The following is a 23,871-nucleotide window of genomic DNA, read 5'->3' as shown; positions in this document are numbered from 1 at the left end:
AATGACGACACCGATCGGTGAAAGGGATTTGCATGCGTATGTCGATGGCCAGCTCGATGCCGACCGTCGCGCGCAAGTCGAAGGCTATCTGGCGAGCCAGCCGCCGGCGCAGGAGCAGGTGCAGCATTGGCGTGAACAAAATCGCAGCCTGCATCGCCTGTATGATGGCGTCATGAATGAAGCAGTCCCCATGCAGTTGACGACGGCTTTGAAGCCGCAGCCGATGCTGCGCGCGCTGGCGGCGGGCGTTGCCTGCCTGGCGTGCGGCGTGGTCGCCGGCTGGTTTGCCCATGGCTTCATGGCGCCACCAGACGTCGCTTCGTCCGGGAACTCAGGGTTTGCCAGGAATGCGCTGGCTGCCCATGTGGTTTTCGTTGCAGAACAGCGCCATCCGGTCGAAGTGACTGCTCAGCAGGAGGCGCATTTGCTGGCCTGGCTATCGAAACGCCTGGAAGCGCCGATCCACGCGCCTGATTTGCGCGACCAGGGCTTTACCCTGCTCGGCGGGCGTCTGTTGCCGGGGGACGATGCGCCGCTGGCGCAATTGATGTATGAATCGGCGGCAGGCGAACGCCTGACACTGACCATTCGACATGCGGCCCGGCAGCAGATGGCGGGCGGTTTTCAATTGCTGGAACAAAACGGCAATGCGGTGTTTTACTGGATCGATCGCGATTACGGTTACGCCTTGTCGGGTGGCATCACCAAGGCGCGCATGCTGGACGTCGCCCAAGCGGTGCATGCTCGTCTGAAATTGTAATCCGGGGTGTAAGGTTTGCGCCGGATAATCGACTATCCTGCATCTCAAGCCCAGCGATGATGGAGTGTCCATGTTAATCAAGCCCAATCCCAATGGTACCGACCGGCCGTTTGCATCGGAAATCACGCCGCGCGAAGTCTTCGAATCGCGCCGCCAGTTCATCCAGCAACTCGCGCTCGGTACGATTTCCGGCGGCGCCTTGCTGGAAATGGCGACGCGCCAGGCTTTTGCCCAGTCCGCCACTGCGCAGAAACTGGTCGCAAAACCGAATTCCGCCTATGTGGTGGTCGACAAGCCGACCGCGTACAAGGACGCGACCAGCTATAACAATTTCTACGAATTCGGTACCGACAAAGCCGATCCGGCCAAATATGCGGGTACGCTCAAGCCGAGTCCGTGGACAGTGAGCATCGAGGGCGAGATCAATAAGCCGCAAGTCCTCGATCTCGATGGCTTGCGCAAACTGGCGCCGCTGGAAGAGCGGATCTACCGCTTGCGTTGCGTTGAAGGCTGGTCGATGGTGATTCCGTGGATCGGTTATTCGCTGTCGGCATTGATCAGGAAGGTCGAGCCGAACGGCAATGCGAAATATATCGAATTCACCTCGCTCGCCGACAAGCGGCAAATGCCGGGCTTGGGCAGTCCGGTGCTGGACTGGCCCTATGTCGAAGGCTTGCGCCTGGATGAAGCGATGCACCCGCTGGCGCTGTTGGGCCTGGGGATGTATGGCGAAGTCTTGCCCAACCAGAATGGCGCGCCGGTGCGGGTGGTCGTGCCATGGAAATATGGCTTCAAGTCGGCCAAGTCGATCGTCAAGATCCGCTTTACCCGCGACCAGCCGAAAACCGCGTGGAACCAGGCGGCGGCCGCGGAATACGGTTTTTATTCCAACGTCAATCCGCAAGTCGATCATCCGCGCTGGTCGCAGGCCAGCGAACGCCGCATCGGTGAAGACAGCTTTTTCACGCGCAAGCGCAAGACCCTGATGTTCAACGGCTATGCGGAAGTCGCTTCGCTCTACACCGGCATGGACTTGCAAAAGTTTTTCTGAAAATTGAGGAGGACGCGTCGATGTTTCATCCTGCGCCAAGACAATTACAGGTCATCAAGGCGGCCGTGTTTGTTGCGGCGCTGTTGCCGCTGGCGCGGCTGGTCTGGTTTGGCTTTGCCGACCGGTTGAGCGCCAACCCGATTGAATTCATCACCCGCAGCACCGGCGACTGGACCCTGTATTTCCTTTGCCTGACCCTGGCGGTGACGCCGCTACGCCGCCTGCTGCAGTGGCCCTGGCTGATCAAGTTGCGCCGTATGCTCGGCTTGTTCTGCTTTTTTTATGCCGTGCTGCATTTCACGACATTTCTCTGGTTCGACCACTTCTTCGATATCGGCGAAATGTGGCGCGATGTCCTCAAGCGGCCGTTCATCGCCGTCGGTTTCACTGCCTTTGTCCTGTTGATTCCGTTGGCGGCTACCAGCACCAATGCGATGGTCCGGCGCCTGGGCGGCAAGCGCTGGCAATGGCTGCACCGGCTGATTTATGTGATTGCCCCGCTCGGCATCCTGCATTTCTGGTGGATGAAGGCGGGCAAGCATGATTTCGCCGAACCGATCCTGTTTGGCGTCATCGTCGCCATCCTGCTCGGGGCGCGGCTGTACTGGCGCTTCCTGCGCAACAAGACGCCGCCATTGCGTGCCGCGCCGCGATGAGCAGGGGTGCTCTTGCGCCAGCCTTACGCCAGCAGCTTTTCTTGCGCGAACAATTGTTCCGGCAGTTCGCGCGGGCGCACCAGGTGCATCGCCGCGCCATCGACGATAACTTCGGCGGCGCGGCCGCGGGTGTTGTAGTTGGACGACATGGTCATGCCATAGGCCCCTGCCGACAGGATCGCCAGCAGGTCGCCTTGCGCGATATTCAGCGCGCGTTCGCGCGCCAGCCAGTCGCCCGATTCGCATACCGGCCCGACCACGTCATAGGTGCTGGCGCTGCCGTCGCGTTGGCGCACCGCCTGCACGCCGTGCCAGGCTTCGTACATGGCCGGGCGCATCAGGTCATTCATGGCGGCGTCGACGATGGCGAAATTCTTGGCGTCGCCATGTTTGAGGTATTGCACCTCGGTGAGCAGAATGCCGGCATTGCCGACAATCGAGCGGCCCGGCTCGAACAGGATCGTGATCGGCGCCTTGTCATGGCGCGCGGCGCGCCAGGCGTCGATGCGGGTGAACAGCCGGCCCAGATAATCGCCGACCGCAACCGGCAGTTCCTGGTCGTAGACGATGCCGATGCCGCCGCCGATGTCGAGGTGGTGGATGGCAATGCCTTCGTTGCTCAGGGTGTCGATCAGTTCGATCAGCTTGTCGAGCGCTTCCAGCAGCGGAGCGTCATCGAGCAATTGCGAACCGATATGGCAATCAATGCCGGTCACGCGGATGTGCGGCAAGCCGGCGGCGGTGCGGTAAATATCCAGCGCTTCCTCGAAAGCGACGCCGAACTTGTTTTCCTTCAGCCCGGTCGAGATGTACGGATGCGTCTTGGCATCGACATTGGGATTGACGCGCAAGGAAATCGGCGCCTGCTTGCCGAGTTCGGCGGCGACTTCGTTCAGACGGTGCAGTTCCGGCAGCGATTCGACATTGAAGCAGAGGATATCGTGCGACAGCGCCAGCCGCATTTCTTCCCGGGATTTTCCCACGCCCGAGAAAATCACCTTGCGCGGGTCGCCGCCGGCGGCCAGCACGCGCAGCAATTCGCCGCCGGAGACAATGTCGAAGCCCGAGCCCTGTTTTGCCAGCAAGTTCAGGACCGCCAGGTTGGAATTGGATTTCACCGAATAGCAGATCAGCGCCGTCTTGTCGTCGCGGCCATGCTTTTTGCAGGCATTGGCGTAGGCACCATAATTTTCCAGCAGGGCAGCCTTGGAATAGACATAGGTCGGTGTGCCGAAGCGCTGGGCAATCTCGGTCAGGGGCAGGTTTTCGGCGCAAAGCACGCCGTTACGGTAAGAAAAGTGCGACATGGCGAGTACAGGCTTATTTCGAGGTGGGTAAGGGGGCGCTCGGGGCAGACTCCGACGCCGGCGCCGCTGCAGGTGCTTTCGCAGGCGCAGGCACGGGTACAGGTGTCATGGCCGCGGGTTTGCTGGGCAGGTAGAGCGGTCCGCGCAGCCCGCAAGCGGCCAGCAACAGCGGCAGGGCGACAGCCATGCCGCAGAGGCTTAGCCGTGATAAATTGAAATTAGAATTCACGATTACAATCACGATTTACAGAATTGCATTGGAGTGTAGCATGACCGAATCAGAATTCCTGGACCTGGCGGATACCACCCTGAACGATATCGAGCGTGCGCTGGAAGCCGCCGCCGATGCCGCCGGCCTGGATGTCGAATGCAGCCGTGCCGGCAATGTGCTGGAGATCGAATTGATCGATACCGGCGCGAAAATCATTGTCAACAGCCAGGCGCCGATGCAGGAAATCTGGGTTGCCGCGCGTTCCGGCGGCTTCCATTACAAACGCTTTGCAGGGCGCTGGCAGGATACCCGCGGCGACGAGGAACTGTTCGCCGCCCTGGGCCGCCTGGTGGGCGATCAGGCCGGTTGTGCCATCCGGCTCGAGCCCGCCTGAACTTTATTGGCGAACTTTATTGGCTGAAGCAGCGCCGGGCGGCCACGGTCAGCACGGTCAGAATAACTGGTTCTTGACTTCGTCCCCGGTTTTGCCTGCTTCTGCCGGCGTACCGTTTTGCGGTGCTTCGGCCGTGCCCAGGTTGCGCACCCCGCTGCCGGGCGGATTCTCCGCGTAATAGAATTCGCTGCCGACCTGGATGACCCCATCCGGAATCACGCTTTCCATCACGGGGATGTCTTTCAACGCCTGCTGCATGTAATTGATCCAGATTGGCAAGGCCAGGCCGCCGCCGGTTTCGCGGTTGCCGAGGTTTCTTGGCTGATCGAAACCGATCCAGGCGACGCCGACCAGCTTGGGCTGGTAGCCGGCGAACCAGGCGTCCACCGAATCATTGGTGGTGCCGGTTTTGCCCGCCAGGTCGGGCCGCTTCAATACCAGTGCCCGCGTTGCCGTGCCGGATTTGACCACATCCTTCATCATGCTATCCATCAGGAAGGCATTGCGTGCGTCGAGAACCCGGTTGGCTTCATCGCCGGCGCGCTCGGGCACCGCTTGCGACAAGACCCGTCCGCTATTGTCGGTGACCCTGGAAATGATGTAGGGGCTGACCTTGTAGCCGCCATTGGCGAACACGGCATAGCCGCCGGCCATTTGCAACGGCGTCACGTTGCCGGCGCCCAGCGCCAGGGTCAGGTAGGGCGGATTTTTGTCGGCATCGAAACCGAAGCGCGTAATGAATTCCTGTCCGTAACGCGCGCCGACTTTGTGCAGGATGCGGATCGAGACCATGTTTTTCGATTTGGTCAGACCCCTGCGCATCGACATCGGGCCTTCGTACTTGCCATCGTAATTCTTCGGCTCCCATGCCTGGCCGCCAGTCTGGCCGGCGTCGAAGCTGATGGGCGAGTCATTGATGATGGTTGCCGGCGACAAGCCTTTTTCCAGCGAGGCAGAGTAAATGAATGGCTTGAACGAGGAACCCGGTTGGCGCCATGCCTGGGTCACGTGGTTGAACTTGTTGCGGTTGAAGTCAAAGCCGCCAATCAGGGCGCGGATCGCGCCATCTTCCGTATTGGCGGCAATGAAGGCCGCTTCGACTTCCGGCATTTGCGTCACGTGCCAGGTCTTGCCTTCCTGGGTCACGCGGATGATGGCGCCGCGCCGGATGCGCTTGTTGGGTGGCGTCTTGTCGCTGAACCCGCTGGCGGCGAAGCTCAAGCCGGCCGCCGGGATGTCGATTTCCTCCCCCGTGACCAGCATGGCGCGTACCTCCTTGGGCGCTGCTTCCAGAACCACCGCGGCGACGATATTGTCGCTATCCGGATGGTCGGCCAGTTCCACTTCGATGGCGTTATCGGCTTCTTCCTTGTTTGCCGGAATTTCCATGTAGCCTTCCGGTCCGCGATAGCCATGGCGCTTTTCATAATCCATCACGCCACGGCGTAACGCCAGATAGGCGGCATCCTGATCAGACTTGGTAATCGTGGTAAAGACATTCAGGCCGCGCGTGTAAGTGTCTTCCTTGTATTGTTCATACACCATCTGGCGTGCCATTTCCGCCACATATTCGGCATGGATGCCAAATGCGGCGCTATCGGTCTTGACCTTCAGTTCTTCATCGCGGGCTTGTTCATACTGGGCTTGCGTGATGTGGCCGAGTTGGTACATGCGCAAGATAATGTATTGCTGGCGTGCCTTGGCGCGCTTCGGATTGGCAACCGGATTGTAGGCCGATGGCGCTTTCGGCAAGCCGGCCAGCATGGCCGCTTCGGCCACGCTCAACTCGGCCAGTTTTTTGCCGAAATAAATTTGCGCTGCCGAGGAAAAACCGTAAGCCCGCTGTCCCAGGTAAATCTGGTTCATGTAAATCTCGAGGATCTGGTCCTTCGACAGGTTTTGCTCGATCTTCCAGGCCAGCAGCATTTCATACACCTTGCGCTTGACCGTTTGCTCGCTTGACAGGAAAAAATTCCGGGCGACTTGCTGGGTGATGGTGGATGCGCCCTGCTTGGCGCCGCCGCTCAGGTTGTGCAGGGCCGCACGCAAAATGCCCAGATAGTCAACGCCGCCATGTTCGTAAAAGCGGTCATCCTCGATCGACAGCACGGCTTTTTTCATGATGTCGGGGATATCCTTGACGCGCACCATATTGCGGCGTTCTTCGCCAAATTCCCCGATCAGTACATTATCAGCCGAGAAAATGCGAAGCGGAATTTTTGGCCGGTAATCCATCAAGGTATCCAGCGCCGGCAAGTTGGGATAGGCCATCGCCAGGATGAAAATGAGGACCAGCACGCCTGCCAGAAACAGCGCGGCAAAGGTGCCGACCAATGCGGCCAGCCAGCGCAGCACGGCGACGAGCAGGGAGCGGGGCGCGGGCTGGGTGGTTTCGCCAGCGGAAGGATCTGACATCATGCGGTTTATCTAGGAGGAACGTAATCCGGACCATTATAAACGCCAGGCAAATCGGCGGCGGACGTGCCTCAGAGGAACTGACTAAAACAAAAGCGGAATCCTTGTCGCGTGGGGTTTTGGCAACGGATTTATAAATTACTATACGGAAATTGCTTTACACTCCAGCAAGCTTATTGCTAGGATTTAATGTAACGTTTGACAAAAGTCGTCTAAACACTGGTTTTTAAACAAGATTTTCTACACGCAATTTTTATTCGTCTGTTAGGCAGGTAGTGGGGCGAACAGTTCAATACAAGAGTGTGTTTTCGGGGGAGACCTGGCTTTGGCTCTAGATCTTGGATCCTTATTCGGCAAAGCAAATTCGCCGCTGGTTGGCCTTGACATCAGCACCTCGGGCGTGAAGCTCGTGGAGTTGTCGCAGGTCGGCAAAAATGAATTGCGGTTGGAGCGTTTCGCTTCAGAATCCTTGCCGCGTGGCGCGGTTGTCGACGGTAATATCGAAAACATCGAACAGGTTTCCGAAGCAGTGCGGCGCGTCTGGAAAAAAAGCGGCACCAAGGCCAAGCACGTAGCCTTGGGCATGCCTCCGGCGTCGGTCATTACCAAGAAAATTGTCTTGCCGGGCGGCCTGCTGGAAGAGGAGCTGGAAATTCAGGTGGAAACCGAAGCCAGCCAATACATTCCTTTTGCCCTGGATGAAGTCAGCCTGGACTTCGATGTGTGCGGCCCGGCGCAGAATTCGCCGGAAGACGTGGAAGTGCTGTTGGCCGCTACCCGCAAGGAAAAGGTCGAAGACCGCGTGGCGGTGGCGGAAGCAGCCGGCCTGAAGCCGCTGGTGATGGATATCGAATCCTACGCCGCACGGGCTTCGGTCGATCGCCTGATCGTCCAATTGCCGAACGCTGGCCAGGGCCAGATCGTGGCGCTGCTGCAAATTGGCACCCAGGTGACCCATATTTCGGTGTTGCTGGATGGTCAGACCATTTACGAACGCGAACAACCCTTCGGCGGCGGCCAGCTGACCCAGGATATCGTGCGCGCTTACGGCCTGTCGCATGAAGAAGCGGAAGCGAAAAAGAAAAGCGGCGATTTGCCGGAGGGATATGAGCGTGAATTGCTGGAGCCTTTCCTGGAAAACGCCGCGATGGAAGTGACCCGCGCAGTGCAGTTTTTCTTCACCTCGACGCCGTACACCCGGATCGACCAGATTTTCCTGGCGGGCGGTTGCGCGTCGATTCCCGGCCTGGTTGAAGTCGTCGCCGAACGCACCAAGATTTCCGCCTCCGTTGTCAGCCCTTTCAAGGGGATGCAATTGGCATCAAGCATTCGCGAGAAACAATTGCGTACGGACGCGCCCGCATATCTGGTGGCCTGCGGTCTGGCGATGCGGAGGTTTGATTGATGGTCAAGATTAACCTGCTTCCTCATCGCGAGGAAAAACGTAAACAACGCAAGGCGGGCTTTGTCGCCATGCTGGGCGCTGCGGCGCTGGTCGGTGGCCTGATCGTGCTGGCAGTCGGCGGCATTATCGCGGCGCAGATTGCCGGGCAAAACGAGCGTAATGAATTCATCAAGGCGGAAAATGCCAAGCTCGATGTGCAGATCAAGGAAATCGCCACTTTGCGACAAGAAATCGAAGCCTTGAAGGCGCGTCAGCAAGCGGTCGAAGACTTGCAAAGCGACCGCAACCAGCCAGTGTACATGATGGATGAGCTGGTCAAGCAAGTGCCGGAAGGCGTCTATCTGAAGTCGTTCAAGCAGGAGGGGCAGCGAGTGGTATTGAATGGCTATGCCCAGTCCAATGAGCGGGTGTCGGAATTGCTGCGCAATCTGGGCAACAGCTCGCCGTGGCTGCAGAAACCGGATTTGATCGAGATCCGCTCCACCGGTATCGGCCAGGGCAGGGATGCCAAGAGGGTGTTCGACTTTACCGTCAATGTCGGCATCAAGCGCCCGCGCGACCAGGAACAACAACAGCAAGCCGCAAGTGCGGCCGGCACTGCTGCGGCGCCGGCGGCGCCCAAGGCACCTTGACAGGAATCGCGCCATGGCAGATTTGAAAAATTTTGGCGAATCTTTGTCCGCGCAATTCCGCGGCTTGAACGGCCGTCATCCCGGCTTGTGGCCAATCGCGCCGCGCCTGTTATGCGCCTTGGGCGCATTGGCCGTGGTGGCGTTCCTCGGCTGGTATCTCTACTGGAGCCCGCAACTGGAAGAGCTGGAAATGGGCAAGCAGGAAGAAATCAAACTCAGGGCCGCTTATGAGGATAAGGTCAGGCAAGCGGTCAATCTGGATGCCTTGCGCAAGCAAAAGGAACAGGTCGGCGAATATGTCGCCACCCTGGAAAAGCAATTGCCGAGCAAGGCGGAAATGGATGCCCTGCTTTCCGATATCAACCAGGCCGGCCTGGGACGGGGTTTGCAATTCGAATTATTCAAGCCGGGCCAGGTGGTGGTGAAAGACTATTACGCCGAATTGCCGATCAATATCAAGATCACTGGCAATTATCATGATGTTGGCGCTTTCACCAGCGATATCGCCAATTTGCCGCGCATCGTTACCTTGAATAACCTGCAGCTGACGACCTTGAAAGAAGGTGCGCTGAGCCTGGATGCAGTGGCTAAAACATTCCGCTATCTGGACCGTGAGGAAGTGGAAGCGCAACGTGCGGCAGCAGGTGGTAACAAGAAGGGCGGTAAAAAATGACGATCCCTCGCTTTTATTGCGCTGGCCTGGCGTTCGCCGCCGCGGTGGGTTTGAGTGGCTGTGATGATGGCGGCATGCAGGAAGTCAGGCAATGGATGGATGAGGTCAGGCAGAACGCCAGGGTGAATGTCCCCAAGCTGTCCGAACCCAAGAAATTCCTGCCCTTTACCTATGCCCAGCGCGATAACGTTGATCCGTATAGCCCGAGCAAGCTGGCGATCGCCTTGGCCAAGGCCAAGGCAAATTCGAATAGCGCCTTGAAGCCGGACATGGATCGCCGCCGCGAAGCGCTGGAAAGCTATCCGCTTGATGCCCTGCGCATGGTTGGCACCTTGCAAAAGCCGGGGATCAATTTTGCCCTGATACAGGCAGAAAAGACGGTGTTTCATCTTAAAGTGGGAAATTACGTCGGCCAGAATTTCGGCATGATCACGAACATTACGGAAACTGAAGTTGAGTTGAAAGAAATCGTCCAAGATGCGTCCGGCGAATGGGTCGAACGTCAAGCCAAGTTAGAGTTGCAGGAGAGTAAAAAATGAATGCGTTAAAAGAACAGTTCAAGAATGCCGGCGCACGACAATCCAAGGCGTGGCGGCTTCTCACCCTGGCGGTTCTTGGCAGTATTTGCGCATTCGCCAATGCCCAGGAAAATGCGATTGAGTCGATCACGGCCAACCAGCAAGGTGCCAACGTCGTCGTCAAGGTGACAATGAAAAACCCGCTCAGCAAGCCGCCGATCGGTTTTTCCATTACCAATCCTGCCCGCATTGCCCTGGATTTTCCTGCGACGGCGAACGCCACGGGCACTTCGGCGCAAAACATCAATCTCGGTGATGTGCGCAATGTGAATGTGGTACAGGCCGGCGAACGTTCGCGCCTGGTGTTTAACCTCTTGCGTCCATTGAACTATGCGACCGCTGTCGAAGGCAACGCGGTCGTGGTAACAATTGATGGTTCCGGCGGAGTCGCTACCGCAGTCAATGCCGCCGGCTTGCCGGTGGCCGCTGCCCCGGTCCCGGCCGGCAAGTCGGCGCTGCGCGATATCGATTTCCGCCGCGGTGCAATCGGCGAAGGCCGTGTGGTGGTCAACTTGCCAAACAACCAGGTTGGCGTGGATGTGCGCCAGCAGGGCCAGACCATCGTGGTCGATTTTCTCAAGATGAGCTTGCCTGAAGTGCTGCGCCGTCGACTGGATGTCGCCGATTTCGGCACGCCGGTACAAACCGTGACTACCATCCCGATGGGTGAAAATGTGCGTATGGTGATTACGCCGACGGGGCTTTGGGAGCATAGCGCTTACCAGAGCGATACCCAGCTGGTGGTTGAAGTCAAGCCGATCAAGGAAGATCCAAACAAGCTGACGCAGGGCACGCAAGGTTACCGCGGCGAGCGCCTGTCGCTGAATTTCCAGAACGTCGAAGTGCGCGCCGTATTGCAAGTCATCGCCGATTTTACCGGCTTGAATATCATCACCAGCGATACCGTCACCGGCAACCTGACCTTGCGCCTGAAAGACGTGCCCTGGGACCAGGCGCTGGATATCGTGATGCAAGCCAAGGGCCTGGACATGCGCAAGAATGGTTCGGTGCTGTGGATCGCGCCGAAAGATGAATTGCTGACCAAGGAAAAGCTGGAACTGGAACAAAAGGCGCAAATCGCCGAACTGGAACCGGTGAAAACCGAAATCTTCCAGCTGAATTATCAAAAGGCGGAATCCTTCAAGCAGGTTTTTGCTCTGGATGGCGCCGGTGGCGGCAATAACCGCATTCTGTCCAGGCGTGGCAGCGCCGTGATCGATCCGCGCACCAATCAATTGTTTGTCACGGATATTCCGTCCAAGCTGGAAGATGTGCGCAAACTGATCCAGAAGACCGACGTGGCATCCAGGCAGGTGTTGATCGAGGCACGTATCGTCGAGGCCAGCGATACGTTCAGCAAGAACCTGGGCGCAAAACTCGGCTTCGGTTTGCAAAGTACCTTTAATGGCAACAGAATCGCGGAAGTGGGCGGCCAGCAGACCGGTACCGTCGGCGCTGCCGGTGGGTCGGCTGCCAATGCCATCGGCCTGAATTCGCCTGCCTTGGCAACAGTGAATGGCAATGCAGTGAACTTGCCGGCGGCTGGCTTGCTTGGCAATACCGCCGGCACCGTCGCGATTTCCTTGTTTAACGCCGCCGCGACCCGCTTCATCAGCCTGGAACTGTCCGCACTGGAAGCCGACGGCAAGGGTAAGATCATTTCCAGTCCGCGCATCGTTACCGCCGACCAGTTGAAAGCCTTGATCGAGCAGGGTACCGAACTGCCGTACCAGCAAGCCACCAGCAGTGGCGCGACTTCCGTCTCCTTCCGGAAAGCCAACCTGAAACTGGAAGTCACACCACAAATCACGCCCGATGGCAATGTAATCCTGGATGTCGATGTCAACAAGGATAGCGTCGGTCAAGCGACGACTGCCGGTTTCGCGATCGATACCAAGCATGTGAAAACCCAGGTGCTGGTGGAAAATGGCGGCACCATCGTGCTGGGCGGGATTTTCCAGCAAACCGAACGGGATTCGGTATCGAAAGTTCCTCTGTTCGGCGATATCCCGGTACTGGGCAACCTGTTCAAGACCACCAGCCGTACCAATGACAAGACTGAACTGCTGATCTTCCTGACGCCGAAGATCCTGAGCGACAAGCTGGCGGTGCGTTAATAAAAGAGAGAAATTTCGCAAATCAGCGCCTGGGCTCGCGCGAATGAGGGAAAAGCAATAAAATTGCGGGTCCAGCCCTGATTTGTATGAATAAAAACATTTTCCTCGTTGGCCTCATGGGCGCAGGCAAGACTACCGTCGGCCGTGCCCTTGCCAAAAAACTCAACCGGCGTTTCATCGATTCCGATCATGAAATAGAGGCGCGTACCGGCGCCTCTATTCCTGTGATCTTTGAAATCGAAGGCGAGCAAGGTTTTCGCCAGCGCGAAGCCGAAGTGATTCGTGACCTGACGACCCAGCAAGGCATCGTGCTGGCAACCGGCGGCGGCGCCATCCTCAACCCGGAAAACCGCGCATGCCTGAAGGCGGGCGGTGTAGTGATTTATTTACGTGCCAGCATTACCAGCATCCTGCAACGCACCAGTCACGACAAAAGCCGACCGCTGCTGCAAACCGCCGATCCGCGTCAGCGCCTCGAAGAACTGGCGCGGGTGCGCGAACCCTTGTACCTCGAAGTGGCCGACCTGGTCATCGAAACCGGTCGTCCTAACGTACAATCACTGGTGCAAACCATATTGAACGAGCTTGAACGCCTGTCGGGCCCGGAGCCTGAGCCTGTTGCCGCCGCTCCGGACGCCTGAGTCCCAGTTTTTTTAACCGAGATAGCCATGTCTACCCAGTCTTTCGCCCCCATCGATCTGCATGTTGATCTTGGTGAGCGCGCATACCCGATTACCATCGGCCAATCCCTGCTGGCGAATGCCGAACTGGTGGCGCGCAATGTCGCCGGTCGCCGTGTCGCGGTGGTCACCAATACGACCGTGGCGCCACTCTATCTGGCGCAGCTGACGGCATCCCTGCAGGCCGCCGGCAAGGAAGTTACGCCCATTATCTTGCCCGATGGCGAGGAAGAGAAAAACTGGGAAAATCTGATGCGCATCTATGATGTCTTGTTGGCCGAGAAATGCGACCGCAAGACTACCCTGGTGGCGCTGGGCGGCGGCGTCATCGGCGACATGACGGGCTTCGCTGCCGCTACCTACATGCGCGGCGTGCCATTCGTGCAGATACCGACCACGCTGCTGGCGCAGGTCGATTCCTCGGTGGGCGGCAAGACCGGCATCAACCATCCGCTCGGCAAAAACATGATCGGCGCGTTTTACCAGCCGCAGGCAGTGATCGCCGATACCCTGACTCTGGATACCTTGCCACTGAGCGAGCTGTCGGCCGGCCTGGCCGAAGTCATCAAGCATGGGGCGATCATCGATGCGGCATTTTTCGACTGGATCGAGGCCAATATCAGCAAGCTGATGGCGCGCGATGCGCCGGCGATCGCGCATGCCATCCAGCGTTCCTGCGAAATCAAGGCGGAGGTGGTACGCCAGGATGAGCGTGAAGGCGGTTTGCGGGCAATCCTCAATTTCGGCCATACCTTCGCCCACGCGATCGAGGCCGGCCTCGGCTACGGCAAGTGGCTGCATGGCGAGGCCGTTGGTTGCGGCATGGTGATGGCGGCGGAATTGTCGCAGCGCCTGGGCTACATCGATGCCGCCGCGAAGGCGCGCATTGCCGCACTGGTGCGCGCGGCTGGCTTGCCCACGGTGGCGCCGGATCTCGGCGTGGCCCGCTGGATCGAGCTGATGCAGGTCGACAAGAAAAACGAGGCGGGCCAGATCAAGTTCATCCTGCTGAAGCCGCTCGGCGCGGCCGTCATCACGACCGTGCCGCAAGAAGTTTTAATCGAAAGCATCAACGCCTGCGTCGGCTGATATGGACCTCGAAGCCTGCCTCGCTCCCTATGCGGCACATTCGGCCGCCTCGCGAGGCCGGCACTTTGCCGAGCCGCCGCCCGGCTCGCGCACCGAATTCCAGCGCGACCGCGACCGCATCGTCCATTCGACCGCTTTTCGCCGCCTGGAATACAAGACCCAGGTATTCGTCAACCATGAAGGCGATCTGTTTCGCACGCGCCTGACGCATAGCATCGAGGTGGCGCAGATTGCCCGCGCGATCGCCCGTAACCTGCGCCTGAATGAAGACCTGGTGGAAGCGATTTCGCTGGCGCACGACCTCGGCCACACGCCTTTCGGGCATGCCGGCCAGGATGCCTTGAACGAATGCATGGCGCAGTACGGCGGCTTCGAGCACAATCTGCAAAGCCTGCGCGTGGTCGACAAGCTGGAAGAGCGCTACGGCGCGTTCGATGGCCTGAACCTGATGTTCGAGACGCGCGAAGGGATTCTCAAGCATTGCTCCATTCCCAATGCGCAGATGCTGGGCGAGATCGGCCTGCGCTTCATCGAAAAAAAACAGCCGACCCTGGAAGCGCAGCTGGCCAACCTGGCCGATGAAATCGCCTATAACAACCACGATATCGACGACGGTTTGCGTTCCGGTTTGCTCTCGATCGAACAGTTGGACGAAGTCGATTTTTTCGCACGCCACCGGCGCGAGGCGCAAGCGGCGTTTCCCGGCATTGGCGGGCGTCGCATGATCAATGAAACCGTGCGCCGCATGATCAATACCTTGATCGTCGACTTGACCCGGACTTCCGCAGAAAAAATCCTGGCTGCCGGCGTGCAAAGCGTGGCGGAAGTGCGCAGCTCGCCGGCGCTGATCAGCTTCTCGGACGCCATGCGTCAGGAAGAAATCTTGCTGAAGCGCTTCCTGCGCGAGAACCTGTACCGGCATTACCAGGTCAACCGCATGACCAGCAAGGCGCGCCGCGTCGTACGCGAGCTGTTTGAAGCCTTCATGGCGGAACCGCGCCTGCTGGCGCCGGACTACCAGGTGGGGGGCGATGTCGCACGGCAGGCGCGCAAGGTGGCCGATTATATTGCCGGCATGACCGATCGCTATGCCATGCGCGAGCACCGCCGCCTGTTCATGATCGACGAACTCTAGCAGCTCCCTACAGCCAGCAGCGAAGTGGATGGGCATGCGCCGGCCACGCCGGCTGGAAAAAGTCCTCCACCATTTGCGGGCTGACATCCTCCAGCCTCGCTGGCGACCATACTGGCTGCATGTCCTTGTCGATGACGGTGGCGCGGATTCCTTCGGCCGCATCGCCGTGCGCGAAGCACCGCCGCATCATGGAGCGCTCCATGTGCAGGCATTCCTCGATCGCCATGCCGGCGCCGCGGCGCAACTGCTGCAGTGTCACGCAAAGCATCAGGGGAGAGCGCTTGCGCATGGCGGCCAGTGTGTCTTGCGCAAATGGCGCTGGATCGGCAGCCAGTGAAGCCATGATGGATGGCACATCATCAAACGCAAAGTGGCGGTCGATGGCGCCACGCTGCCGCGCCAGTTCGCTGTCGCCCCATTCCCCGGCTTGCATGGCAAATTCCCGTACTTGGGCTGCAATATCGCTGTGGCGCCGCGCGCTCAACAAGGCCGTTTTCAGGGCTGGCAGTTGGGCCGACGGGATGCAGACATCCGCCAGGCCGGCATACAGGGCATCGGCTGCGCCGATGGCATTGGCGGTCAGCGCCAGCCAGGTGCCAAGCTGGCCCGGGCAACGCGACAGGAAATAGCCGCCACCGACGTCCGGAAACAGGCCGATGTTCACTTCCGGCATGGCGATCTTGCTACGCTCGGTGACGATGTGCAGCTTGCCGCCGGAATGGCATTGTGAAATCCCCATGCCGCCGCCCATCACGACGCCGTCCATGATGACGATGTAGGGCTTGGGATAGTGGTGGATCAGGCGGTTGAGCGCGTATTCTTCGGTGAAAAAATCGTCCAGCAGGCCGCTGCCGTGCCGGGCCGTTTGCTGGGCTGTCTGATAAAGGAAACGGATGTCGCCACCAGCGCAAAAGGCTTTTTCGCTATTGCTGCAGAGAAGTACTGCATCGACCGCGTCGTCATCGCGCCAGTCCAGCAGTGTGCGCGTGATCGTGCGCACCATGTCCAGCGACAGCGAATTCAGCGCTTGCGGGCGGTTGAGGGTCAGCAGGCCAATGCGGTTCTGGACACAGGTCAGAATATGTTCGTTCATTGTTCTCGATAATAAAAAAGGGCGCCTGGATTGCGCCCCTGATGGGATCTCTGAAAATCAGCGCTGGAAGCGGCTTACTCCTCCGGCGCGCTGGTGGCCGATGCAGGCAAGTGCTTGATCGCCTGGTGCTGATGGTCCTGGATCATGGTTTTGTACTTGATGACCTGGCGGTCGAGCTTGTCGATCAGGGCGTCGATTGCCGCATACAAATCGTGAGCGATGGATTCGACATGCACATCCTTGCCACGCATGCGCAGCGTGATTTCCGCTCTCTGGCGCTTGTCTTTCTCGGCGAGCTTGTCTACGGTCAGGATGACCGCAGCATCAATGACATGGTCGAAGTGGCGCCTGATACGCTCCAGCTTTGCATGCACATATTCCCGGATGGAAGGGGTCAGTTCGAGGTGATGTCCACTGATGGTCAGATTCATACAGCGCTCCTTGGGATGAGGTCACTGGCGGTTCGTGGTCGACAAACATGCTTGGCCGCCCGAACACAGCAACAAACACAACAAATACTACAAAGACTTGCGCAGGTTAACCGGGGGGATTCTCAGGGCTTCGCGGTACTTGGCCACAGTGCGCCGGGCCACCACCATGCCTTGCTCCTCCAGCATTTCTGCAATCTTGCTGTCCGAGAGAGGGTTCTTGGTGTCTTCTGCTCCTATCAATTGTTTGATCAGTGCCCGTATCGCCGTCGATGAAGCTTCGCCGCCGGATTCAGTGGCGACATGGCTGCCGAAGAAGTACTTCAGTTCAAACATGCCATGCGGCGTCAGCATGTATTTCTGGGTTGTTACACGAGAAATAGTACTCTCGTGTAAACCAAGTGTATCAGCAATTTCACGTAACACAAGTGGGCGCATGGCAACGGCGCCATGGGAGAAAAAATTGCGCTGCCTTTCCACGATGGCTTGCGCGACGCGCAGAATCGTATCGAAACGCTGACGCATGTTCTTGACCAGCCATTTTGCTTCCTGCAATTGCGACGTGAGTGAGCCCTCGCCCTTGTTTTTCTTGAGGATATTCGCATACAAGGCATTGACCCGCAGCCGCGGCATGACATCGTGGTTAAGGGTCACTTGCCAGCCATTCTTGCCGCGTTTGACGATGACGTCCGGGACGACATAGTCGGCTGCATCGCTGGCGAAGATGGCGCCGGGATGCGGATTGCATTGCCTGATGACGTATTGGGCTTCGCGCAAATCCTCATCGTCGCAATCGAGCAGTTTTTTCAGCTTGTTGAAATCGCGCTGGGCGAACAGGGAGAGGTGCTGCTCCACGATCGTCAATGCCATGCGCCGCGTCACCATCGGGATTTTCGGCATGCGGCGGATTTGCAAGGCCAGGCATTCGGCGGCATTGCGCGCACCGACGCCGGCCGGATCGAAGCTTTGCACCAGTTTCAGGGCGATCGTCAATTCTTCCAGTTCGATTTCCAGTTCGGCGGGAAGCCGGCCATGGATTTCTTCCAGCGGTTCTTCCAGGTAGCCGTTGTTGTCGAGCGCATCGACGACCAGTTCGACCAGCGCGCGGTCGCGGATTTCATGTGAACCGAGGCGCATTTGTTCCAGCAAGTGTTCACGCAGGGTGACATGGTGCGCTTCCAGTTGCGGACGGGCGTCGTCGTCTTCCGGGGCCTTGCCGGTGCGCGCGACATCGTCGAAGCTCCATTCGGCCTCGCCGTTGCCGGACTCCTGGGATTCGCCGCCTTCGCCACCTTCGTAGGTGGATTCGCCATCGGCTGCCGGCGCTTCTTCGGCCGCGGACTTTTCCGCCGTGCCCGCATTTGCGTTGATGGCGCCGTCGGCCAGCAGCCGCACCGAGTGGTCAAGCGGATCGTCGACGCGCTCCAGCATCGGGTTGTCGGCGAGGATTTGCTCCAGTTCCTGCTGCAGTTCCAGCGTCGACAATTGCAGCAGGCGTATCGACTGCTGCAATTGTGGCGTCAATGCCAGATGCTGGGAGACGCGTAGCTGAAGGGACTGTTTCATGGAGATGCGCTTGCTTACATCCGGAAGTGTTCGCCGAGATAGACGCGGCGTACCGATTCATTGGCGATGATGTCATCCGGGCGGCCGCTGGCCAGCACCACGCCCTGGTTGATGATATAGGCGCGGTCGCAGATGCCCAGCGTTTCACGCACATTGTGGTCGGTGATCAGCACGCCGATGCCGCGTTCTTTCAGGAAGCGCACGATGCGCTGGATTTCGATGACGGCAATCGGATCGACGCCGGCAAAAGGCTCATCCAGCAGTACGAAACGCGGGCTGGTGGCCAGCGCGCGGGCGATTTCCACGCGGCGGCGCTCGCCGCCCGACAGCGACAGGGCCTGGTTGTCGCGCAGCTTTTCAATTTGCAGCTCCGCCAGCAGCAGGTCGAGCTTTTCTTCGATCGCCGCTTTCGACAGCGACTTGCCATTCTCATGCTGCAGTTCCAGCACGGCGCGGATATTCTCGGCGACGGTCAGCTTGCGGAATACCGAGGCTTCCTGCGGCAGGTAGGACAGGCCAAGGGTGGCGCGCCGGTGGATCGGCAGGCGTGAAATGCTGACATCGTTGAGCGCGATCTCTCCCGCATCGGCGGGCACCAGTCCGACGATCATGTAGAAGGCGGTGGTCTTGCCGGCACCGTTGGGACCGAGCAATCCGACCACTTCGCCGCTGCCGACTTCGAGCGAGACGTCGCGCAATACCTGGCGTGCGCCATAACTTTTCTGTAATCCGCTGGCAAGCAGTCTGCTGCTCATTCTGGCAATCCTTGTGTCATTTCTTTGTTTCGTTGCGCGGCTGGATGACCGCCTTGATGCGGCCGGCGCCGGGCTTGCTGGTGTCGGAAGGTGTGTTATTGACGGCGAAAAATTCAGTACGGTTATCATAGGAAATGAATTCCCCTTCGACTTCGTCCGTGATCTTATTGCCTTCCAGGCGACGCATCCTTGCTTTTGAAAACAGTTTCGCGACATCGGCCTTGTTGTCATATTCGATGCGGTCGGCTTCGCCTTCGATCCAGAGGTTTTCGCCGCCATCGCGCTTTTGCCTGAAGCTGGCCAGTTTTCCCTGGCCTGCGTACAAGGTCGCGAACTGGTAACCCGCGGGATCCTGCGTCACCACCATCTTGTGCGCCTTCATGATGAGCGTGCCGCGGGTCAGCACGACATTGCCGGTGAATGTGTTGACTTGCTTGACATCGTCGTAGGCCATCTGGTCGGCTTCGACATTGGTCGGCTTTTCGGCATCGGCTTTTTCAGCATAAGCAAAGCCGACGGCAAGCATATTGAGCGCAAACAGCGATGCGAAGAAAAATCGTTTCATGGAATATAGCTTAATCGATGCATTAAGATTGCCCGGCATTTAATGCCTTGCCCTGGGCGGAAATATGCCCTGGACGCGGCTTGCCAGGGTGACTTCGCCGGTCGCTTGATTGGCGAACATGCCTGTGCCCTTCAATACCGAGGTGCCGGAAATGAGTTCCACCGGACGGTCGGTTTTCATGACTTCATCATCCGGCAGCACCAGCATATAGTCGGATGTCAGACGTAAATGTTGCGAACTTGCCGAAGCCGGCCTGTCCATCGCGACATTTTTGAACAGGCGTACCTCGCTCATGTCGCTGTTGGTGAGAGCACGCTCGGCCACGATCGTCGTCGTCGGCCGCTGCGCGCTCAAGGTTTTCATGACCGGGCGAGCGATTTCATAGGAATCGTCCTGCGGGTTATGGCTCATGCGCTCTCCGGCGATGTGATAACGGGCCTGGCCGTTTTTCGCCAGCCTGACAAAATTGAAGTGCTCGACGTAGTAGTCGGGGTCGGTGCGCTTGGCGATCGGCGCGTTGTCTTCCATGCTGCGGCGCATGACATCGAGCAGCCAGAAACTGCCCAGCGCCAGCAGCACGGCGACTGCCAGTACCATGCCCAGCTGAAAACGGTTGGCCGTGGCGCGCCGGTCTCTCATGCGAGGTAGGGCGCGAGCGCCGCCTGGTAATTGCCCTGGGCGCGCAGGATGAAATCGCACAATTCGCGCGCCGCGCCGGCACCGCCGGCGGCGCGGGTAAGGTAATGTACACGACTTTGCACTTCGGGGTGGCCGTTCGGCACGCTGGCGGCAAAGCCGACCCGCAGCAGGATCGGCAAGTCGATGACGTCATCGCCGATAAAACCGCAGGCTTCAGGGGTGATGCCGGTTTTGTCCAGCAGTTGCTCGAATGCCGCGCGCTTGTCGTGCACGCCCTGGTGGACGTGAACGATGCCCAGATCGCTGGCGCGGCGCGCCACCAGCGCGGACTGACGTGCGCTGATGATCGCCGTGGCGACGCCGGATTGCTGCAGCAGCTTGATGCCATGCCCGTCCAGCACGTTGAAGGTCTTGATGACCTCGCCTTCCGGACCATAGTGCAGGCTGCCGTCGGTGAGGATGCCGTCGACATCGAAAATCATCAACCGTACACGTGCTGCGCGCTCGTTCGCCTGGTTTTGCATCAGATCACCTTGGCCCGCGTCAGGTCGTGGATGTGCAGGGCGCCGACCAGCTTGCCATCGTCATCGGTGACCAGCAACTGATTGATCAGGAACTGCTCCATGATCTGGGCGGCGTCAGCCGCCAGCTGGTCGGGCCCGATCGTGTGCGGGTTGGCATGCATGACGTCGGCGATGATCAGCTTGCTGAAATCCTGCGTGTGTTCGAGCAGGCGGCGCAGGTCGCCGTCGGTGAAAACACCGATCGGGCGGAAGGCGTCGTCGACGATGGCGGTCATCGCAATGCCTTTCTGGCTGATTTCCATCAGCGCGGCCGATAGCGACAATCCTGCCGTCACAGCGGGAATCGCGGCGCCGCTGCGCATGACGTCGCGCACATGGGTCAGCAGGCGCCGGCCGAGCGCGCCGCCGGGATGCGAACGGGCGAAATCCTCTTCGCGAAAGCCGCGCGCGTCCAGCAGCGCCACGGCCAGGGCGTCGCCCAGGGCCAGGGTGGCGGTGGTGCTGGCGGTCGGCGCCAGGTTCAGCGGGCAGGCTTCCTTGTCCACCGCGACATTCAAATGCACGTTGGCCAGTTGCGCCAGGGTCGAGCCGGGCTTGCCGGTCATGGCGATCAGCTTGGCGCCCATGCGCTTGATCAGCGGCACGATGTCCAGCAGTTCGGCGGTCTCGCCGGAATTGGAAATGGCGACAAAGGCATCCTGTTCGGTAACCATGCCGAGGTCGCCATGGGCGGCTTCGCCCGGATGGACATACAGCGCCGGGGTGCCGGTTGATGCCAGGGTGGCGGCAATCTTGCGCGCGATATGGCCGGACTTGCCCATGCCGGACACGACGACGCGGCCCTTGCATCCGAGCAGTAATTCCACTGCATGCGTAAAGTGCCGACCGTCAGTCGAGGCAAATCTCTGCTGCAGTGCAATAATTGCATCCGCTTCGATTTGCAGCGTTTCGCGCGCCAAGTGCAAGACGCGTTCGGCACTTTTTTCATCAAAAGTTTTCGTCAAGGTTTTTTCATCGGTTACACTCATATGAGAAGTATAAACGAAATGGGCAAGCAAAAAACCTGCCAGAAATAAACTAAATATCGTTCTTGAGTTAACACAATCGGCAGTTCACTCGCTGCCATCCCCGGTAAACCATGTCTTCGGCACTTGAATTAACCCTATTGTTGCTGGGATCCGCAGTCCTGGCCGTCGTGGCTTTCCGTAGCCTGAATTTGCCGCCAATGCTGGGATACTTGCTTGTAGGTATCTTTTTGGGGCCGCACGGGTTCGGTCTGGCCAAGGAAAGTCCGGCCACGCATACCCTTGCCGAGTTCGGCGTGGTGTTCCTGATGTTTTCGATCGGCCTGGAATTTTCCCTGCCCAAGCTGTCTTCGATGCGCCGCATCGTATTCGGACTCGGCATGGCGCAGGTGCTGCTGACCACGGTGGCGGTCATGACCTGCGGCTGGCTGCTGGCCTGGCTGTTGCCGCAACTGGTCGATATCGGCTGGCAAGCCGCCTTTGCCCTTGGCGGCGCGCTGGCAATGTCCTCGACCGCGATTGTCTCCAAGCTGCTGGCCGAGCGGCTGGAACTGGAAAGCGCACACGGACGCAACATCATGGGTGTGTTGCTGTTCCAGGACCTGGCTTTCGTGCCGCTGCTGATCCTGGTGCCGGCGCTGGCGCGCCCCGGCCAGGGTTTGCTGGTCACGCTGGGCTGGGCGTTGCTGAAGGCGGTGCTGGTACTGGTGCTGCTGCTGGTGATCGGGCAAAAGCTCATGCGCGGCTGGTTCCGGGTAGTGGTCAAGCGGCGCTCGCAGGAATTGTTCATGCTGAACCTGCTGCTGGTCACGCTGGGGGCCGCATGGATCACGGACAAGGCGGGCCTGTCGCTGGCGCTGGGCGCCTTCGTGGTCGGCATGCTGATTTCGGAAACCGAATTCAAGTACCAGGTGGAGGAGGATATCAAGCCCTTCCGCGACGTCCTGCTCGGACTGTTTTTCATCACCATCGGCATGCTGCTCGATGTGCGCCTGGTGATTGCGTACTGGTGGCTGGTATTGTTGTTCCTGGGCCTGATCATCCTGCTGAAATTCGGCGTGATCGCCGCGCTCGCCAGCTTGTCCGGCGCGCCTGTCGGGGTGGCATTGCGCACCGGCCTGGGGCTGGCGCAGGCCGGTGAATTCGGCTTCGTGCTGCTCAACCAGGCTGGCGCCTTGAAGCTGATGGATCCGCTGCTGATCCAGATCGTGCTGGCGTCGATGGTGCTGTCGATGCTGGCCGCGCCCTTTATCCTGGCCAGGGCCGATGCGATTGTCATGCGGCTGTCGGCCAATGAATGGATGATGCAGTCGCTGGCGCTGACCCAGATCGCTACCCGCACCATGGGTGCGCAGCAGCATGTGGTCATCGCCGGTTTCGGCCGTACCGGCCAGAGCCTGGCCAAGCTGCTGGAAGCCGAAGGGATCGCCTACCATGCGCTAGATCTCGATCCAGACCGCGTGCGCGATGCCCAGGCCGGCGGCGCCAGCGTTTCCTACGGCGATGCCACGCGCCGCGAAAGCCTGGTGGCGGCCGGCATTCATCGTGCCGCCGCGCTGGTGATTACTTATTCCGGCACGGCTTCGGCGTTGAAAATCCTGCATTTCACCCATGAGCTGGCGCCAAACTTGCCAGTCATTGTGCGCAGCTACGACGACCGCGATCTGGACAGGTTGCGCGCCGCCGGCGCCACCGAGGTGGTGCCGGAAGCGATCGAAAGCAGTCTGATGCTGGCGTCGCATGCGCTCCTGCAGTTGGGTGTGCCATTGCGCAAGGTCGTGCGTCGGGTGCAGACCACCCGCGAGCAGCGTTATGCCTCGTTGCGCGGTTTTTTTCATGGCGCCACCGATGCCGGCGAGACTGCCGACAGCGTGCAGTTGCGCTTGTATTCGGTGCCTCTGGGGGAAACTGCCTATGCGGTCAACCGCACCCTGGCCATATTGCGGCTGGATGAGCTTGGCGCCGAGGTGACCACGGTGCGGCGCGGACAAAGTCGACTCAAGGTCGATGGCGCGACACTCCTGCAGGCGGGCGATACCGTGGTCTTGCGCGGACCGGCAGCGAGCCTGGCGCTGGCCGAGGAGCGCCTGTTGAAATCCTGAAACAGCCATCTGCACGCTGCTGCCTCGCTTGCTCCGGCCGGCCAAAAAATATTCCTGAATGAATTCCATCA

At 59.3% G+C, this 23,871-nt stretch carries 22 protein-coding genes and 1 pseudogene; 12 read left to right on the top strand and 11 right to left on the bottom strand.

What is annotated here, in order from left to right; translation table 11 throughout:
* Position 1 precedes the first annotated feature (1 nt).
* The 3 genes from D3878_RS12835 (at position 2) to D3878_RS12825 (ending at position 2,467) form a co-directional block, all read left to right on the top strand.
* Complete coding sequence (locus D3878_RS12835; RefSeq protein ID WP_119785858.1) at positions 2-760, top strand: anti-sigma factor family protein; 759 nt, start codon at positions 2-4, stop codon at positions 758-760.
* Between the two features lie 70 nt (positions 761-830).
* A complete protein-coding gene (msrP, locus tag D3878_RS12830; RefSeq protein ID WP_119785857.1) occupies positions 831-1,811 on the top strand; it encodes a protein-methionine-sulfoxide reductase catalytic subunit MsrP in 981 nt (326 codons plus the stop codon).
* A 20-nt stretch (positions 1,812-1,831) separates the two neighbouring features.
* Positions 1,832-2,467, top strand: a complete 636-nt coding sequence (locus tag D3878_RS12825; RefSeq protein WP_119785856.1) for a protein-methionine-sulfoxide reductase heme-binding subunit MsrQ — start codon at positions 1,832-1,834, stop codon at positions 2,465-2,467.
* Positions 2,468-2,490: 23 nt separating this feature from the next.
* On the opposite strand, the gene lysA is transcribed toward D3878_RS12825, so the two are convergent.
* Together lysA and lptM are read right to left on the bottom strand one after the other, a co-directional pair.
* A complete protein-coding gene (gene lysA, locus D3878_RS12820; RefSeq protein WP_119785855.1) occupies positions 2,491-3,774 on the bottom strand; it encodes a diaminopimelate decarboxylase in 1,284 nt (427 codons plus the stop codon).
* Positions 3,775-3,787: 13 nt separating this feature from the next.
* A complete protein-coding gene (lptM, locus tag D3878_RS24350; RefSeq protein ID WP_147383948.1) occupies positions 3,788-4,003 on the bottom strand; it encodes an LPS translocon maturation chaperone LptM in 216 nt (71 codons plus the stop codon).
* A 40-nt stretch (positions 4,004-4,043) separates the two neighbouring features.
* Between lptM and cyaY the strand changes: the two genes are divergently transcribed.
* Complete coding sequence (gene cyaY / locus D3878_RS12815; RefSeq protein ID WP_119785854.1) at positions 4,044-4,379, top strand: iron donor protein CyaY; 336 nt, start codon at positions 4,044-4,046, stop codon at positions 4,377-4,379.
* A gap of 57 nt (positions 4,380-4,436) precedes the next feature.
* On the opposite strand, the gene D3878_RS12810 is transcribed toward cyaY, so the two are convergent.
* Positions 4,437-6,797 (bottom strand): penicillin-binding protein 1A, encoded by a 2,361-nt coding sequence (locus D3878_RS12810; RefSeq protein WP_119785853.1) that lies wholly within the window; start codon positions 6,795-6,797, stop codon positions 4,437-4,439.
* Positions 6,798-7,119: 322 nt separating this feature from the next.
* Here D3878_RS12810 and D3878_RS12805 point away from each other — a divergent pair, with 322 nt between their 5' ends.
* The 7 genes and pseudogenes from D3878_RS12805 (at position 7,120) to D3878_RS12775 (ending at position 15,103) form a co-directional block, all read left to right on the top strand.
* The gene (locus D3878_RS12805) at positions 7,120-8,199 is read left to right on the top strand and encodes a pilus assembly protein PilM (protein WP_119785852.1); all 1,080 of its coding nucleotides are present in this window, start codon (positions 7,120-7,122) and stop codon (positions 8,197-8,199) included.
* Entirely contained in the window at positions 8,199-8,831 is a 633-nt protein-coding gene (locus tag D3878_RS12800; protein WP_119785851.1) for a PilN domain-containing protein, read from the top strand. The genes D3878_RS12805 and D3878_RS12800 overlap by 1 nt, the downstream gene beginning before the upstream one ends.
* Before the next feature lie 13 nt (positions 8,832-8,844).
* On the top strand, positions 8,845-9,504 hold the full coding sequence (locus D3878_RS12795) for a type IV pilus inner membrane component PilO (protein ID WP_119785850.1): 660 nt from the start codon (positions 8,845-8,847) through the stop codon (positions 9,502-9,504).
* Positions 9,501-10,043: a pilus assembly protein PilP gene (locus D3878_RS12790; protein WP_119785849.1), complete on the top strand. Its 543-nt coding sequence runs from the start codon at positions 9,501-9,503 to the stop codon at positions 10,041-10,043. Before D3878_RS12795 ends, D3878_RS12790 begins: the two co-directional genes overlap by 4 nt.
* Positions 10,040-12,199: a type IV pilus secretin PilQ gene (locus D3878_RS12785; protein WP_119785848.1), complete on the top strand. Its 2,160-nt coding sequence runs from the start codon at positions 10,040-10,042 to the stop codon at positions 12,197-12,199. The genes D3878_RS12790 and D3878_RS12785 overlap by 4 nt, the downstream gene beginning before the upstream one ends.
* Positions 12,200-12,285: 86 nt before the next feature.
* Positions 12,286-13,968 (top strand): annotated as a pseudogene (gene aroKB / locus D3878_RS12780) (bifunctional shikimate kinase/3-dehydroquinate synthase AroKB).
* Position 13,969: 1 nt separating this feature from the next.
* Complete coding sequence (locus D3878_RS12775; protein WP_119785847.1) at positions 13,970-15,103, top strand: deoxyguanosinetriphosphate triphosphohydrolase; 1,134 nt, start codon at positions 13,970-13,972, stop codon at positions 15,101-15,103.
* 7 nt (positions 15,104-15,110) lie between these two features.
* Here D3878_RS12775 and D3878_RS12770 read toward each other — a convergent pair whose 3' ends face one another.
* The 8 genes from D3878_RS12770 to D3878_RS12735 form a co-directional block, all read right to left on the bottom strand.
* The gene (locus D3878_RS12770) at positions 15,111-16,196 is read right to left on the bottom strand and encodes an enoyl-CoA hydratase/isomerase family protein (protein ID WP_119785846.1); all 1,086 of its coding nucleotides are present in this window, start codon (positions 16,194-16,196) and stop codon (positions 15,111-15,113) included.
* 74 nt (positions 16,197-16,270) lie between these two features.
* On the bottom strand, positions 16,271-16,627 hold the full coding sequence (gene hpf, locus D3878_RS12765; RefSeq protein ID WP_119785845.1) for a ribosome hibernation-promoting factor, HPF/YfiA family: 357 nt from the start codon (positions 16,625-16,627) through the stop codon (positions 16,271-16,273).
* Between the two features lie 87 nt (positions 16,628-16,714).
* Complete coding sequence (locus D3878_RS12760) at positions 16,715-18,190, bottom strand: RNA polymerase factor sigma-54 (RefSeq protein WP_119785844.1); 1,476 nt, start codon at positions 18,188-18,190, stop codon at positions 16,715-16,717.
* Between the two features lie 14 nt (positions 18,191-18,204).
* Positions 18,205-18,945, bottom strand: a complete 741-nt coding sequence (lptB, locus tag D3878_RS12755; protein WP_119785843.1) for an LPS export ABC transporter ATP-binding protein — start codon at positions 18,943-18,945, stop codon at positions 18,205-18,207.
* Positions 18,946-18,961: 16 nt separating this feature from the next.
* Complete coding sequence (gene lptA / locus D3878_RS12750; protein ID WP_119787874.1) at positions 18,962-19,510, bottom strand: lipopolysaccharide transport periplasmic protein LptA; 549 nt, start codon at positions 19,508-19,510, stop codon at positions 18,962-18,964.
* Positions 19,511-19,549: 39 nt separating this feature from the next.
* Positions 19,550-20,149 carry an LPS export ABC transporter periplasmic protein LptC gene (gene lptC, locus D3878_RS12745; RefSeq protein ID WP_119785842.1) on the bottom strand — a complete coding sequence of 200 codons (600 nt, stop codon included), beginning with the start codon at positions 20,147-20,149 and terminating at the stop codon, positions 19,550-19,552.
* Positions 20,146-20,673, bottom strand: a complete 528-nt coding sequence (locus D3878_RS12740) for a KdsC family phosphatase (protein WP_119785841.1) — start codon at positions 20,671-20,673, stop codon at positions 20,146-20,148. The genes lptC and D3878_RS12740 overlap by 4 nt, the downstream gene beginning before the upstream one ends.
* Positions 20,673-21,701 (bottom strand): KpsF/GutQ family sugar-phosphate isomerase, encoded by a 1,029-nt coding sequence (locus D3878_RS12735; protein ID WP_119785840.1) that lies wholly within the window; start codon positions 21,699-21,701, stop codon positions 20,673-20,675. Before D3878_RS12735 ends, D3878_RS12740 begins: the two co-directional genes overlap by 1 nt.
* A 110-nt stretch (positions 21,702-21,811) precedes the next feature.
* Between D3878_RS12735 and D3878_RS12730 the strand changes: the two genes are divergently transcribed.
* Positions 21,812-23,800 (top strand): monovalent cation:proton antiporter family protein, encoded by a 1,989-nt coding sequence (locus D3878_RS12730; RefSeq protein ID WP_119785839.1) that lies wholly within the window; start codon positions 21,812-21,814, stop codon positions 23,798-23,800.
* Positions 23,801-23,871: the final 71 nt, after the last annotated feature.

It is taken from the genome of Noviherbaspirillum sedimenti (assembly GCF_003590835.1).
In the GTDB taxonomy this organism is placed as follows: domain Bacteria; phylum Pseudomonadota; class Gammaproteobacteria; order Burkholderiales; family Burkholderiaceae_D; genus Paucimonas; species Paucimonas sedimenti.
Note: the sequence above shows the minus strand (reverse complement) of the source record. Positions and strands in the feature narration are given on the sequence as shown.

What these genes read in the sequence shown, in the direction of transcription:
- D3878_RS12835 (WP_119785858.1), top strand. Translation starts at nt 2, where the DNA reads ATGACGACACCGATCGGTGAAAGGGATTTGCATGCGTATGTCGATGGC.
- msrP (WP_119785857.1), top strand. Translation starts at nt 831, where the DNA reads ATGTTAATCAAGCCCAATCCCAATGGTACCGACCGGCCGTTTGCATCG.
- D3878_RS12825 (WP_119785856.1), top strand. Translation starts at nt 1,832, where the DNA reads ATGTTTCATCCTGCGCCAAGACAATTACAGGTCATCAAGGCGGCCGTG.
- lysA (WP_119785855.1), bottom strand. Translation starts at nt 3,774, where the DNA reads ATGTCGCACTTTTCTTACCGTAACGGCGTGCTTTGCGCCGAAAACCTG.
- cyaY (WP_119785854.1), top strand. Translation starts at nt 4,044, where the DNA reads ATGACCGAATCAGAATTCCTGGACCTGGCGGATACCACCCTGAACGAT.
- D3878_RS12810 (WP_119785853.1), bottom strand. Translation starts at nt 6,797, where the DNA reads ATGATGTCAGATCCTTCCGCTGGCGAAACCACCCAGCCCGCGCCCCGC.
- D3878_RS12800 (WP_119785851.1), top strand. Translation starts at nt 8,199, where the DNA reads ATGGTCAAGATTAACCTGCTTCCTCATCGCGAGGAAAAACGTAAACAA.
- D3878_RS12795 (WP_119785850.1), top strand. Translation starts at nt 8,845, where the DNA reads ATGGCAGATTTGAAAAATTTTGGCGAATCTTTGTCCGCGCAATTCCGC.
- D3878_RS12790 (WP_119785849.1), top strand. Translation starts at nt 9,501, where the DNA reads ATGACGATCCCTCGCTTTTATTGCGCTGGCCTGGCGTTCGCCGCCGCG.
- D3878_RS12785 (WP_119785848.1), top strand. Translation starts at nt 10,040, where the DNA reads ATGAATGCGTTAAAAGAACAGTTCAAGAATGCCGGCGCACGACAATCC.
- D3878_RS12775 (WP_119785847.1), top strand. Translation starts at nt 13,970, where the DNA reads ATGGACCTCGAAGCCTGCCTCGCTCCCTATGCGGCACATTCGGCCGCC.
- D3878_RS12770 (WP_119785846.1), bottom strand. Translation starts at nt 16,196, where the DNA reads ATGAACGAACATATTCTGACCTGTGTCCAGAACCGCATTGGCCTGCTG.
- hpf (WP_119785845.1), bottom strand. Translation starts at nt 16,627, where the DNA reads ATGAATCTGACCATCAGTGGACATCACCTCGAACTGACCCCTTCCATC.
- D3878_RS12760 (WP_119785844.1), bottom strand. Translation starts at nt 18,190, where the DNA reads ATGAAACAGTCCCTTCAGCTACGCGTCTCCCAGCATCTGGCATTGACG.
- lptB (WP_119785843.1), bottom strand. Translation starts at nt 18,945, where the DNA reads ATGAGCAGCAGACTGCTTGCCAGCGGATTACAGAAAAGTTATGGCGCA.
- lptA (WP_119787874.1), bottom strand. Translation starts at nt 19,510, where the DNA reads ATGAAACGATTTTTCTTCGCATCGCTGTTTGCGCTCAATATGCTTGCC.
- lptC (WP_119785842.1), bottom strand. Translation starts at nt 20,149, where the DNA reads ATGAGAGACCGGCGCGCCACGGCCAACCGTTTTCAGCTGGGCATGGTA.
- D3878_RS12740 (WP_119785841.1), bottom strand. Translation starts at nt 20,673, where the DNA reads ATGCAAAACCAGGCGAACGAGCGCGCAGCACGTGTACGGTTGATGATT.
- D3878_RS12735 (WP_119785840.1), bottom strand. Translation starts at nt 21,701, where the DNA reads ATGAGTGTAACCGATGAAAAAACCTTGACGAAAACTTTTGATGAAAAA.
- D3878_RS12730 (WP_119785839.1), top strand. Translation starts at nt 21,812, where the DNA reads ATGTCTTCGGCACTTGAATTAACCCTATTGTTGCTGGGATCCGCAGTC.